This is a genomic window from Gottfriedia luciferensis (assembly GCF_002156865.1).
GTDB lineage: Bacteria > Bacillota > Bacilli > Bacillales > Bacillaceae_G > Gottfriedia > Gottfriedia luciferensis.
In genome coordinates this window covers 83,442-95,905 of the sequence record NZ_NCTA01000003.1, presented here as the reverse complement: position 1 = coordinate 95,905, position 12,464 = coordinate 83,442, and the positions used below count along the sequence as shown (strand labels likewise).

The 12,464-nt window shown below is 33.3% G+C and carries 14 protein-coding genes; 9 read left to right on the top strand and 5 right to left on the bottom strand.

Annotated elements, in window-relative coordinates:
- Positions 1 to 90 precede the first annotated feature (90 nt).
- On the bottom strand, positions 91 to 243 hold the full coding sequence (locus B7R67_RS04125) for a YjcZ family sporulation protein (protein ID WP_088067820.1): 153 nt from the start codon (positions 241 to 243) through the stop codon (positions 91 to 93).
- 129 nt (positions 244 to 372) lie between these two features.
- On the opposite strand from B7R67_RS04125, the gene B7R67_RS04120 reads away from it, so the two are divergent.
- The 6 genes from B7R67_RS04120 (at position 373) to B7R67_RS04095 (ending at position 7,403) form a co-directional block, all read left to right on the top strand.
- On the top strand, positions 373 to 1,053 hold the full coding sequence (locus tag B7R67_RS04120; protein WP_088067818.1) for a YkyA family protein: 681 nt from the start codon (positions 373 to 375) through the stop codon (positions 1,051 to 1,053).
- Between the two features lie 464 nt (positions 1,054 to 1,517).
- A complete protein-coding gene (gene pdhA / locus B7R67_RS04115; protein ID WP_235822087.1) occupies positions 1,518 to 2,597 on the top strand; it encodes a pyruvate dehydrogenase (acetyl-transferring) E1 component subunit alpha in 1,080 nt (359 codons plus the stop codon).
- Positions 2,598 to 2,600: 3 nt separating this feature from the next.
- On the top strand, positions 2,601 to 3,578 hold the full coding sequence (locus tag B7R67_RS04110; protein ID WP_088067816.1) for an alpha-ketoacid dehydrogenase subunit beta: 978 nt from the start codon (positions 2,601 to 2,603) through the stop codon (positions 3,576 to 3,578).
- Positions 3,579 to 3,686: 108 nt separating this feature from the next.
- Positions 3,687 to 5,054: a dihydrolipoamide acetyltransferase family protein gene (locus tag B7R67_RS04105; RefSeq protein ID WP_328587362.1), complete on the top strand. Its 1,368-nt coding sequence runs from the start codon at positions 3,687 to 3,689 to the stop codon at positions 5,052 to 5,054.
- 5 nt (positions 5,055 to 5,059) lie between these two features.
- Complete coding sequence (lpdA, locus tag B7R67_RS04100; RefSeq protein WP_088067814.1) at positions 5,060 to 6,472, top strand: dihydrolipoyl dehydrogenase; 1,413 nt, start codon at positions 5,060 to 5,062, stop codon at positions 6,470 to 6,472.
- A gap of 691 nt (positions 6,473 to 7,163) precedes the next feature.
- The gene (locus B7R67_RS04095; protein WP_088067811.1) at positions 7,164 to 7,403 is read left to right on the top strand and encodes a hypothetical protein; all 240 of its coding nucleotides are present in this window, start codon (positions 7,164 to 7,166) and stop codon (positions 7,401 to 7,403) included.
- 1 nt (position 7,404) lies between these two features.
- On the opposite strand, the gene B7R67_RS04090 is transcribed toward B7R67_RS04095, so the two are convergent.
- Positions 7,405 to 7,800 (bottom strand): DUF1885 family protein, encoded by a 396-nt coding sequence (locus tag B7R67_RS04090; RefSeq protein WP_088067809.1) that lies wholly within the window; start codon positions 7,798 to 7,800, stop codon positions 7,405 to 7,407.
- 156 nt (positions 7,801 to 7,956) lie between these two features.
- Here B7R67_RS04090 and B7R67_RS04085 point away from each other — a divergent pair, with 156 nt between their 5' ends.
- Both B7R67_RS04085 and B7R67_RS04080 read left to right on the top strand, forming a co-directional pair.
- Positions 7,957 to 8,250 (top strand): DUF3055 domain-containing protein, encoded by a 294-nt coding sequence (locus B7R67_RS04085; RefSeq protein ID WP_088067807.1) that lies wholly within the window; start codon positions 7,957 to 7,959, stop codon positions 8,248 to 8,250.
- Positions 8,251 to 8,416: 166 nt separating this feature from the next.
- Positions 8,417 to 8,539 carry a GapA-binding peptide SR1P gene (locus B7R67_RS04080; RefSeq protein ID WP_088067805.1) on the top strand — a complete coding sequence of 41 codons (123 nt, stop codon included), beginning with the start codon at positions 8,417 to 8,419 and terminating at the stop codon, positions 8,537 to 8,539.
- A gap of 59 nt (positions 8,540 to 8,598) precedes the next feature.
- Here the strand turns inward: B7R67_RS04080 and B7R67_RS04075 are convergent, their stop codons facing one another.
- Both B7R67_RS04075 and B7R67_RS04070 read right to left on the bottom strand, forming a co-directional pair.
- A complete protein-coding gene (locus B7R67_RS04075) occupies positions 8,599 to 9,423 on the bottom strand; it encodes a protein-glutamine gamma-glutamyltransferase (protein ID WP_235822086.1) in 825 nt (274 codons plus the stop codon).
- 174 nt (positions 9,424 to 9,597) lie between these two features.
- Positions 9,598 to 11,049 (bottom strand): aminotransferase class I/II-fold pyridoxal phosphate-dependent enzyme, encoded by a 1,452-nt coding sequence (locus B7R67_RS04070; RefSeq protein WP_088067801.1) that lies wholly within the window; start codon positions 11,047 to 11,049, stop codon positions 9,598 to 9,600.
- A 275-nt stretch (positions 11,050 to 11,324) separates the two neighbouring features.
- On the opposite strand from B7R67_RS04070, the gene B7R67_RS04065 reads away from it, so the two are divergent.
- Positions 11,325 to 11,594 (top strand): UPF0223 family protein, encoded by a 270-nt coding sequence (locus B7R67_RS04065; RefSeq protein ID WP_088067799.1) that lies wholly within the window; start codon positions 11,325 to 11,327, stop codon positions 11,592 to 11,594.
- Positions 11,595 to 11,816: 222 nt separating this feature from the next.
- Here B7R67_RS04065 and B7R67_RS04060 read toward each other — a convergent pair whose 3' ends face one another.
- Entirely contained in the window at positions 11,817 to 12,446 is a 630-nt protein-coding gene (locus tag B7R67_RS04060) for a YktB family protein (RefSeq protein ID WP_088067797.1), read from the bottom strand.
- Between the last annotated feature and the right edge of the window lie 18 nt (positions 12,447 to 12,464).

Genomic DNA, 12,464 nt, shown 5'->3' with positions numbered 1-12,464 from the left:
CATAAAAATAACGAATATGAAAAAGGAGCGAAAAAATATCGCTCCTAAAGTTTGTGGTTATACATTAAAAATAGAGGTAATTAGTGGAAATTATAAAACAAATGCTGCACCAACGATAATTAATAAAATGAATAGAACAACGATTAATGCGAAACCGCCGTAACCGCAACCGCATCCTCCACCGTATCCGTATCCTGGGTAACCACCTTTTCCGAATCCACCACCGTATCCGTAACCGTACATAAATTTAACCCCCTTTTTAAACTGATTCCGCAAGTAGCGGATAATACAAATTATGAAAAAATAGCTAAAGTGTGTGGGTATGTGACCATATATTTTTCTGAACGTATAAAAACTCAGAAAAGATGCAACATGAAAATAATCATGAAAAAAATAGGTGAAGTTATGTATAAAAAATCTCATGCTTTATTTTTGATTATTGTTCTTTTGTTAATGTTCTGTTCAGCCTGTACTTCACAAATAAAACAAAAAAAATTAGTTTTTCAAAAACTTAATAAAATTACGAAGATGGAACAAAAATTCGAAAAAGCCGGTGAAACGATTCAAAGCTTAGAAATAAAAGAATTGGAGTTCTATGAAAAAATTTATTTATATAAGGTTAATGAAGTAAATAAAAGGCAAGATGCAGCGAAACATGCAATCAATTTATTAAATAAACGGAAAGAAAAAATTAATGAGGAGTCAAAATTAATTCACGACATAGACATAAAAATTGAAGAACTTCAAACAATAAATATTGAAACAAAAGATGAAAAGTTTCGAAATGAAGTCTATCTGTTTGTAAAAACATGGAGAGAGAGAACTAAATTATACGATCAATTAAATAAGAAATATAAACAAGCAATTGAAACAGATTTATCAATTTATAATTTATTATCTCAGAAAAAAGTTGATTTAAATAATGTTAAGAGTAAAACAAAGAATACAAACCGAATTTATAAAGACGTAATTAATTTAAATGATCAATTAAATCTTTATACTCAAAAATTAAATGATATCAGAAATCACTTAATTGAAAAATATGGTAAATAATGCATTTTATTCAGAGCCTATCAATAAAAATCGTTGTAGTACAGTTTGAAATTCCAACTAAAATAAATCGCTTTTTCGCTATTTAAGTATAATTTAAAGGAGATTCTGTTATTGTATAACAGTTTGCTGTTTCAAAGATAGTACAGGTGAAAATTTTAGTAGAAAATAATTTGGAAAATCGCTAATAAAATAATACAACAAAATATTTGACGAGTTTATGAACGTGTTATAAACTGTACTAGTGTTCAATGTTGTACTAGTGTAATACACAATTAGAATAAGTACAGTTTTTAATTATGAGTACTAGTTACTTGTAATTACTCTTAAGAAAATACACATGATGGATATAGTAAATAAATCCTCGATAATTAAAGAAGGGTGTGGGTTAAGTGGCAACTACTACGAAGAAAGTAGATGGAAAGGGAGCAACAGAAATGAAGAATACACAAACTGTTTCTGAATTAATGAATCATATGCTTCAATTTGGTGATTCAGTTGAAACTCTTCAAATTTTAAATGAAGAGGGCGAAATCGTTAATGAAGCAGCAATGCCTGATTTATCTGACGAAAAATTAAAAGAATTAATGAAACGTATGGTATGGACTCGCGTTCTTGACCAACGTTCTATTTCATTAAACAGACAAGGTCGTTTAGGTTTCTATGCACCAACTGCAGGACAAGAAGCTTCTCAATTAGCAAGTCAATTTGCTCTTGAAAAAGAAGACTTTATCTTACCTGGTTACCGTGATGTGCCTCAAATGATTTGGCATGGTTTACCTCTATATAAAGCATTTTTATGGTCACGTGGACATTTAGTAGGAAGTCAAATTCCTGAAGATGTAAATGTAATCTTCCCACAAATTATTATTGGTGCTCAAATTATTCAAGCTGCTGGTGTTGCGCTTGGTAAAAAATTAAAAGGGGAAAACTCTGTTGCTATTACATATACAGGTGATGGTGGAGCTTCTCAAGGTGATTTCTACGAAGGGTTGAACTTTGCTGGTGCTTATAACGCTCCTGCGATTTTCATTGTTCAAAATAACAGATATGCAATCTCAACTCCTGTTTCTAAGCAATCAAAAGCTAGAACAATTGCACAAAAAGCAATTGCAGTAGGTATTGCAGGTATTCAAGTTGATGGTATGGATCCATTAGCAGTTTATGCAGCTACTTCAGAAGCTCGCAAACGTGCAATCAATGGTGAAGGTCCAACATTAATCGAAACATTAACATTCCGTTACGGTCCTCATACAATGGCTGGAGATGACCCAACTCGTTACCGTACAAAAGATACAGAAAATGAATGGGAAGCAAAAGATCCAATCGTTCGTTTCCGTAAGTTCTTAGAGAAAAAAGGTCTTTGGACTGAAGAAGAAGAAAATGCGATTATCGAAGAAGCAAAAGAAGCAATTAAAGAGGCTATCAAAGTTGCTGACCAAGAGCCAAAACAAAAAGTTACTGATTTAATGGAAAATATGTTCGAAACTAAAACAAGTAATATAGAAGAGCAATATGCAATTTACAAAGAGAAGGAGTCGAAGTAAGTCATGGCGCAAATGACAATGATTCAAGCTATCACAGATGCATTACGCGTTGAAATGAAGAACGATCCAACTGTAGTAGTATTCGGTGAGGACGTTGGAGTAAACGGTGGTGTATTCCGTGCAACTGAAGGTTTACAAGCTGAATTCGGCGAGCAACGTGTATTCGATACACCACTTGCTGAATCAGGAATCGGTGGATTAGCAATCGGTCTTGGAATTCAAGGATTCCGTCCAGTACCAGAAATTCAATTCTTCGGATTCTTATTTGAAATTATGGACTCAATCGCTGGGCAAGCTGCTCGTATGCGTTACCGTACAAGTGGTCGTTTTACTTCACCTATTACTTTCCGTTCACCATTTGGTGGAGGTGTACACACACCAGAAATGCACGCGGATAGTTTAGAAGGTTTAATGGCTCAAACTCCAGGTTTAAAAGTTGTTATCCCATCAACACCTAAAGATGCGAAAGGTCTTTTAATTTCAGCTATTCGTGATAACGATCCAGTTATCTACTTAGAGCACATGAAATTATACCGTTCATTCCGTGAAGATGTACCTGAAGGTGAATACACAATTGAATTAGGAAAAGCTGATGTGAAACGTGAAGGGAAAGATGTATCTGTATTTGCATACGGTGCAATGGTTCACGCTGCATTAAAAGCTGCTGAAGAATTAGAAAAAGAAGGTGTATCAGTAGAAGTTGTTGACTTACGTACTGTTCACCCATTAGATACTGCTGCAATCGTTGCATCTGTTGAGAAAACTGGTCGTGCTGTTGTAGTTCAAGAAGCTCAAAAGCAAGCTGGTATTGCTGCAAATATAGTTGCTGAAATTAATGATCGTTGTATCCTTTCATTAGAAGCACCAGTTGTACGTATTACTGCAGCTGACACTGTATACCCATTCTCAGAAGCAGAAACTGTTTGGTTACCAAACCATAAAGATGTAGTTGAAGGTATTCAAAAAGTATTAAACTTCTAAGAGTAATTAGCAAAAATAGTGAAAGGTATTTGATGAATTCATCAATACCTTTCTTACATTATAAATAAAAATTTAAAAATAATTAAATTTGTTCGGAGGTAGAAATCTGTGTCAAACTCAGTGGCAAGTCTATTTGAATTTAGATTACCAGATATCGGTGAAGGTATTCACGAAGGTGAAATTGTAAAATGGTTTATTAAAGCAGGCGATGAAGTAAACGAAGATGATATCATTTGTGAAGTACAAAACGATAAGTCAGTTGTTGAAATTCCATCACCAGTAAAAGGGAAAGTGTTAGAAGTACTAGTTGCAGAAGGAACAGTTGCAGTTGTTGGTGACGTTTTAGTACGTTTAGACGCACCTGGTTATGAAAACTTAAGCTTCAAAGGCCAACATGCTGAAGAAGCTCCAACTACTACTCCAGTACCAGAAGCTGCAGAAGCAGTTCAAGCAAAAGTACAAGAATCTTATGAGCAAGCTGAACCAAAAACAGATGCTGCACCACTTTCACCAGTAGCTGCAATTGAACCAAAAGCTCATGTAATTGCAATGCCTTCTGTACGTAAATATGCTCGTGAGAAAAACGTAGATTTACGTATCGTTCCAGGATCAGGTAAAAATGGTCGTGTAACAAAACAAGACGTAGATGCATTCTTATTAGGTGGAGTAGCTCCAGCTGCTGCAGCTCAAACAGAAGTTGCTGTGGAGGTTGTAACTGAAGCTCCTGCTGCTAAACAAGAAGAGACTAAAGCAATGCCAATTCCAGAAGGTGCATATCCTGAAACTCGTGAAAAAATGAGTGGAATTCGTAAAGCAATTGCTAAAGCAATGGTTAACTCTAAACACACTGCTCCACATGTAACATTAATGGATGAAGTAGATGTAACAAAACTTGTTGCTAGTCGTAAAAAATACAAAGAGGTTGCTGCTGCACAAGGTATTAAATTAACGTTCTTACCTTATGTTGTAAAAGCATTAACTTCTGCATTACGTAAATTCCCAGCTTTAAATACATCAATCGATGATGCTACAAGCGAAATCATTCACAAGCATTACTATAACATCGGTATTGCTGCTGATACTGACAAAGGTTTATTAGTACCAGTTGTTAAAGATGCTGATCGTAAAGCTATTTTCTCAATTTCAGCTGAAATTAACGAGTTAGCTACAAAAGCTCGTGATGGTAAATTAGCTCCAGCAGAAATGAAAGGTGCAACTTGCACAATCACAAATATCGGTTCAGCAGGTGGACAATGGTTTACTCCAGTAATTAACCACCCTGAGGTAGCTATTTTAGGTATTGGTCGTATCGCTGAAAAACCAGTGGTATTAAATGGAGAAATCGTTGTAGCACCAGTATTAGCGTTATCATTAAGCTTTGACCACCGTATTATCGATGGTGCAACAGCTCAAAACGCTTTAAATCATATTAAACGATTATTAAATGATCCAGAATTATTATTAATGGAGGCGTAAGATAAATGGTAGTAGGAGATTTTGCAATTGAACTAGATACGGTCGTTATCGGTGCCGGTCCTGGTGGTTATGTTGCAGCAATTCGTGCAGCACAACTTGGACAAAAAGTTGCGGTTATTGAAAAAGGTAATCTTGGTGGAGTTTGTTTAAATGTTGGTTGTATCCCATCAAAAGCATTAATTACTGCTGGTCACCGTTACGAAACTGCGAAACATTCTGATGATATCGGTATTACAGCTGAAAACGTAAAAGTAGATTTTACAAAAGTTCAAGCTTGGAAAAGCAGTGTTGTTAATAAATTAACTGGTGGTGTAGCTGGTTTATTAAAAGGGAACAAAGTTGAAGTTATTAAAGGTGAAGCTTACTTTAATGATGCAAACACTCTACGTGTAATCACTGAAGATTCAGCTCAAACTTATACTTTTAACAATGCAATTATCGCAACAGGTTCAACTCCAATCGAAATCCCAGGATTCAAATGGAGTAACCGTGTAATCGATTCAACAGGTGCATTAAACTTACCAGAAATTCCTAAGAAATTAGTTGTTATTGGTGGCGGCTATATCGGTATGGAATTAGGTACAGCATACGCTAACTTTGGTACTCACGTAACAATTCTTGAAGCTGGTGACGAAATCCTAAACGGTTTCGAAAAATCTATGAGCTCAATTGTTAAACGTGGATTAAAGAAAAAAGGTAATGTTGATATCGTTACAAAAGCGTTCGGTAAAGGCGTTGAAGAAACTGCTGACGGCGTAACTGTTAAGTTCGAAGCAAATGGAGAAATGAAAGAAATCGAAGCTGATTACGTATTAGTAACAGTTGGACGTTTCCCTAACTCTCGTGACATGGGCTTAGAAAGTGTTGGAATTGAAATTAACGAACGTGGCGTAATCACTACTGATAAACAAGCTCGCACAACAGTTAAAAATATTTATGCAATTGGTGATGTAATTGCAGGACCTCCATTAGCTCACAAAGCTTCTTATGAAGGTAAAGTAGCTGCTGAGGCAATTAGCGGAATGTCAAGTCAAATTGAATACTTAGCAATCCCTGCAGTAGTATTTACTGATCCAGAATTAGCAACTGTTGGTTATACTAAAAAACAAGCGGATGATGAAGGTTTAGCTGTAAATGTAGCAAAATTCCCATTCGGTGGAAATGGTCGCGCATTATCACTTAACTCGACAGATGGCTTCGTTCAATTAGTTTCTCGTAAAGAAGATGGAGTACTAGTTGGTGCTCAAGTAGCAGGTGTAAATGCTTCAGATATTATTTCTGAACTTGGACTTGCAATTGAAGCTTGCATGAGCGTTGAAGATATTGCACAAACAATTCATGCTCACCCAACATTAGGTGAAATCTCTATGGAAGCTGCTGAATTAGCAATGGGTCATCCAATCCACATTTTAAAATAATTAATTAATTAAAACCTCCTATAATTAGGAGGTTTTTTTATGTAATGAATTTGAAATGATGTGTAGTGTGTAGTAGCAAATATAGTCAGAACTGCAATTAAGACTAAAAGAATCGAAAATAAGAAGTCAATCTCTGCAAATAAATGAGGAGATGATGCAAAAAATCAGCAAACTGCAAATAAAATCCGAAAATCGCAATTAAAATTGACAAAATCGCAATTAAAATTGGCAAAATCGCAATTAAATTAAAAAATTACCTATACCAGTTAGAGTATTATGAGCTAAATAGTGTACAAACTACACTCTTTCAAATGATAAAATAGTAATTTTCGTTCTAATACCTGGAAAATACTATAATAAATGATAATAATCTGCTAAAAATCAATAAAAAGGTATTTAATTTCAACTACAAAAATAAAAGAATCTCCGAAATACCCCACACATACTTTAGAAGCAGGAAGAGCAGGAAGAGCAGGAATAACAGGAAGAGCAGGAATAACAGGGAAAGGCAGGCAGGGAAGGTATATTTGCCAGAAATTACTTAGAGGAAATACCAATTCTATAGAGTCTTTTTCCTTTACCTTGCAATTCCTTGTTCATGCTTTTAATTTATAGCATGATTAAATAATTTTTAGCATAACGTATATAAAAAACACTTACTTGTCTTATGAATTGAATGGTGGGAATGACGATGAAAAAACAATTAATTATACTACTCGTTCATCAATTATTTTGGGTAGGGTTTTCAATAGTGATGTACTTGTCTAAACGTGATCAAACTTATTCAAAAATAATACTGTTTCTAGTCTTTTTTTATCAGCTTTATTTAATCGCAAAATATGTTGGAAACACAAGAAAAGCAAGTATTATGATTACTTGCTTTTATGCATCGATCTTTTTCTTTTGTCAGGCAATTGTAAACTTGTTTTAAATTATCGTTTGTAAAAATACATGATACGTTTGTTGAATAATTCAAGTTTTCCTTCGATTTTTTGAGCTAAATATCTGCATAGCTCATTTGCTTTACCTTTATCACCATAAGTAGAGTTTGGTAAAAGTGTTATTACGATGTTTTTTTCATCCTGAATGGAAACAACAAAATGATTATAGCGTGAATCATTACTTTTTAAATAAAGAGCTTCCTGTTCATCTAATTTTTTATTTGAAATCAAATAAGGAAATGAAGCCCTTTCATAATTCCAGTCAACTTGTTGGCCTATTTTAGTTGAAGATTGTATGTAATCATTAATTAAAGTATTTAGTAGCTCTAAATTTGCTTCTTGATATTTTGATTTATCCATTAATTGAATGGTAGCTTGTTGAACCATTATAAATTTCCCCCTAAGTTGTCTTTCCAAAAAAATCACTTTTAATCATTAATATCATAACATTATTTCAAATTTTTAGACAAGTATTCGGTATGAATTTAACTCTTTCTTCATATGTATTAACTTACAACTATAATTTGAGGAGTGGGTGAAAAGATGTTTGAAAAATTATATGATGATCATGAAAATGTTAGGGTTCGATTTGCTGGTTTCGTTACAAATGATGTAAGATACGATATTGGCATTGTATATACGAACATGTTCTTTGGGAAGCCACTCGTCATCTGTATGCAATCTAGACAGTGTATCGTATTGGATCGCCAAGATGTATCGTATCCAAATCAATTAAAATTTTTATGCAAACTGAAAAGTGATGAAGAGGCAATGAAACTTGCAGAATATTTATCGGATTGGTTACCTGCACCAAGTATTGAGGAGAGTTATGAATAATTAAAAATAAATGTGTTATACTAATCGATTCACGTACACATTAAATAACCCTTTGAATAATGTAGTATTAAAAAAAAGTTATACTTATTTGCCTGTTGCGTAAATAAGTATAACACTTTATAATGAAGTTAGATGAATAATACAACATTATGAAAGGGGTTACAAGATGGGAACGTTCGTGTGTAAATGTTGTGAAAAAACAGTAGGTCATTTCGAGGATGAAAAAGTAACAACTCTTTATGTAAAAGAGTGTGATGACTGCGAATCAGCAGATAAAGAAGTGTGTTAATAATAATATAGCAGCTAAACATAAAGAGGGGACTAAATAGTCCCCTCTATTTTTCTTTATTATGCAATTTGGTTCTGATCACCAATTCGAGCAGTGATTACCTCAGATGAAACTTCTTTCGTAGTAACAGGAATTAATTTTGAATTATCCTTCAAATATGGAGCCATTTCATTCGGATTGATTCTTGTATTTAAATTCGTTAAATAAGCAGAAATCATTGCAAAAGGATATCTATGCATATTTAAATGGAAGATTATTTCTTGAAGTGTACGAATTCCGATACCATGTCCGTAATAAAAATTACTTCCCATGTGAACAGCGTTTTCACCTTGCCACTCTGGATTAATTGGATCAACCTGAGGGTTTTTAATATAAACTACATCTCCAGGAGCTGGGCGATCAACTTCAGAAGTTAGTATCGCTAATTTTGGATCGTAATTCCAAGTATATAAGTAAAAGCCATTATTGAAGATTTCATCGAAAATTTCAAAGCCATATAAATCTAATAAGGCTTTATAAAATATCATTATGATTGCAGTTGCACATTCCGTAGCATAAAAGTGACCATTGCGAAAAATATCATAGATTCCCATAGAAGGTCTTACACCTGGCCTAAGGCGAAATCCTCCCATTGGTGTACGAATCCAAAACATAGGATTACAATATGCTCTTCTAAATACTCTAAACTGCATACCACTTGTCATCAATTCTTTTGAAGCTTTTATAATATTTGATCTAAGAGCTAAATCAAATGATAATTCTCTATTGGATTTGTAAATATGTGATTTTTTACTAGATGTTAAATTTGATAATATTTCTTTATAAAGTTGATTATTCGAATCCCCACTGTCATTTAATGAAGCATGAACAATTTTATTATTCACGACTATCAATTAGTCCACATCCTTACGTAAAAGCAAATTTTAAATACGAATCAAATGATATTCTTATCTATCATATGCCTACTTAATTTAGATGTGATTTTCAAAACAAAAAAACTAGGATACTTTTCCTAGTTTCTTCATTTAAGATATGATTTTTATGATCAATACTGATTTCTATTTTAATACTTTTAATGTTAATAATTCTTCGTCTTCTGGGCCTTGAACTGGTAAACCAGCTTCAATATTCTTTTTAATGTAAACTAAATTCTCAAGTGTAATTTCTTCGCCAGGTAAAAAGATTGGAATACCTGGTGGATATACCATTACGAATTCAGCAATAATTCTGCCTACTGATTCCTCTAATGGAACTGATTCTGTTTCCGCGTAAAAAGCATCTCTTGGAGAAACAGCTAGATTAGGAATTGTAGGTATTTCAACATTTAGGCTTGTAGTTTGTTTTGAAATTTCAAATTCAGAAACAAGAACTTCAAGAGCGTGAATTAACATTTGGACATCTTCTTCGCTATCTCCTGGAGTAAGGATGCAAAGTACATTATATAAATCAGACATTTCCACTTCAATATTAAATCGTTCTCTTAACCACACTTCAACATCGTGGCCTGTAATGCCAAGTTTTTTAACGCTAATTAATAATTTAGTTGGATCAAAATGGAATGTTGCCTCTTTTCCAACTAATTCATAGCCAGGGCAATATAAACCTTCTATACTATTAATTTTATTTCTTGCATTATTTGCTAGTTTAATTGTATCAGTTAGTAATTCTTCGCCAACTGTAGCTAATCGCTTTCTAGCTACGTCAAGAGAAGCTAATAATAAATAGGAAGTAGAAGTTGTTGTAAGCATGCTTAATACAGATTGCACTCTGTGGACATTTACAATCCCTTCTCTTACGTTTAAAATTGAACTTTGAGTCATGGAGCCACCAAGCTTGTGAACGCTCGTAGCGGCCATGTCAGCCCCTGCTTGCATCGCGGAGATCGGTAATTCATCATGAAAATGAATATGTACACCATGAGCTTCATCAACTAATACAGCAAGACCATGAGAATGTGCTAAATCAACTATACTCTTTAAGTCAGCAACGAAGCCAAAATATGTAGGGTTAATCACAAGAACTGCTTTAGCATCTGGATTATTTAATATAGCTTCTTTCACTGCATTTGTTGTAATACCATGTGAAATACCTAATTCACTATCAATTTCAGGATGAACAAATATTGGAGTTGCACCAGAAAAAATAATTGCTGATAGTACAGACTTATGGACATTTCTTGGTACGATTATTTTATCTCCAGGTCCACATACGCTCATGACCATTGTCATTATGGCACCACTTGTTCCTTGTACAGAGAAGAAAGTATGGTCAGCGCCAAAAGCTTTAGCTGCTAGGTCTTGAGCTTGTTTTATTTTACCTTTTGGATGATGTAGATCATCTAAAGGAGCAATGTTGATTAAATCAATCGATAAAGCATTGTCGCCTATAAATTCTCTAAAAGTAGGATCCATTCCATTTCCTTTTTTATGTCCCGGAATATGGAATTGAATAGGATTCTTTTTCGCATGCTCTAAAAGAGAAGAAAATAACGGCGTTTCATTTTGTTTCATAAAACATACACCCCATTTATTGAATAATAGTGTTTTTCGGAAGTGGTATGTTTGTAAACAATTCTACTGTTTACTCTCATTAAGTTAAAAACTGTTTTACCTTCATTTGAAAAACAAAAAGATTATATCATTCTATGAATTTTCTGTATAGAAAAAAATTGTAAAAGATGAAATTTTATTCATTTAGATGAAATTATATCAATTATAAGAAAAAGAATGGAAATAACTAAATGTGTTAAAATGGAAATGATTAGATAGAAATAGGAGTGAAATAAATGGATTACCAATACCCAATTCTTTACGACTGGAGTACAAATGAAACAATTGAAGTCATACAATTTTACACATCGATCGAGAAAGCTTATGAAAAAGGAATCGATCGTGAAGAACTAATGGCAACATATAAACAGTTCAAAACAATCGTCCCAAGCATTGCTGAGGAAAAAAAATTATGTGGAGAATTAGAAGAAATATCTGGCTACTCAGCATATCGAGTAATGCAGAAAGCTAAAAAGGCCTCACCTGGTGAAAAAATAAAAATGTAGTTGGGAATTTTCGGAATCTCCAATATATTCCAATTAATAGCTTAATTCGCGAAAATTAAAGCCCATTGTAGGATTTTTACTTCCTTCAATGGGCTTTATCTTATAGTTGACGAGGTTGAATCACGATAACTAAAATTCGTCCTGTCGAAAAATGTGTAAAGAATGGGCATAGACTTTTGTTTTTCACATATGTATAATTAAACAACACTTATATTAATTTATTCATTTTATACTTATTTTGTATAAAGGAATCAAAGTATTATAAGTTTCTTTAATACGATGGATTAGTTCTTCCTTCGTAAGTGTAATTGCTTCATCTTTTTGTATTGTAATACCACATAGGAATTCTGATTTTTTTACATCATGTAATCTTTGGATTCCTTTATAAAAATCTTCTTTTTTCATTTTGCTTTTTTGAATCACATCAGGTTTCATATGGTCGTAGGAAAGTACAAAATCATTTGGAATCATTTTGAACAGTTTGCTTTTATTTTTTTCAAAGTTAATTGCGATTGATTGTTTATTTGGACTTTCATAAATAATTCCAAATAAAACAAAAAGGTGTGAACCCCAAAGTCCAAATTGGAAGTGAGGGAGCATTTTATATCCACGATTATTAGTTGCAAATGCAATCCAAGTATCTTTAGGAGCATTCACAGTACGACGAGCATGTTTTGCAATATGACCAAAAAAGATTTGATTTGCTTGTTCACTTAAAAAAGGTAAGATTTCTTGTTCTATTTCTTTAAATTTCGGTTGAATTTCATTTTGAATTGCTGCCATTCTAGTTTCTAAAGTCGAGTCAGTTGTAAATATTTCAAAATCACTTTCTTTAAAATAAGGTTGAACCATGTTGAAGCCCCCTAAATA

Excerpts from the sequence above, each read along its gene's own strand:
- B7R67_RS04110 (WP_088067816.1), top strand. The coding sequence starts at position 2,601 with ATGGCGCAAATGACAATGATTCAAGCTATCACAGATGCATTACGCGTT.
- B7R67_RS04095 (WP_088067811.1), top strand. The coding sequence starts at position 7,164 with ATGAAAAAACAATTAATTATACTACTCGTTCATCAATTATTTTGGGTA.
- B7R67_RS04085 (WP_088067807.1), top strand. The coding sequence starts at position 7,957 with ATGTTTGAAAAATTATATGATGATCATGAAAATGTTAGGGTTCGATTT.
- B7R67_RS04090 (WP_088067809.1), bottom strand. The coding sequence starts at position 7,800 with ATGGTTCAACAAGCTACCATTCAATTAATGGATAAATCAAAATATCAA.
- B7R67_RS04080 (WP_088067805.1), top strand. The coding sequence starts at position 8,417 with ATGGGAACGTTCGTGTGTAAATGTTGTGAAAAAACAGTAGGTCATTTC.
- B7R67_RS04120 (WP_088067818.1), top strand. The coding sequence starts at position 373 with ATGAAAATAATCATGAAAAAAATAGGTGAAGTTATGTATAAAAAATCT.
- B7R67_RS04070 (WP_088067801.1), bottom strand. The coding sequence starts at position 11,049 with ATGAAACAAAATGAAACGCCGTTATTTTCTTCTCTTTTAGAGCATGCG.
- B7R67_RS04125 (WP_088067820.1), bottom strand. The coding sequence starts at position 243 with ATGTACGGTTACGGATACGGTGGTGGATTCGGAAAAGGTGGTTACCCA.
- B7R67_RS04065 (WP_088067799.1), top strand. The coding sequence starts at position 11,325 with ATGGATTACCAATACCCAATTCTTTACGACTGGAGTACAAATGAAACA.
- lpdA (WP_088067814.1), top strand. The coding sequence starts at position 5,060 with ATGGTAGTAGGAGATTTTGCAATTGAACTAGATACGGTCGTTATCGGT.
- B7R67_RS04060 (WP_088067797.1), bottom strand. The coding sequence starts at position 12,446 with ATGGTTCAACCTTATTTTAAAGAAAGTGATTTTGAAATATTTACAACT.
- pdhA (WP_235822087.1), top strand. The coding sequence starts at position 1,518 with ATGAATCATATGCTTCAATTTGGTGATTCAGTTGAAACTCTTCAAATT.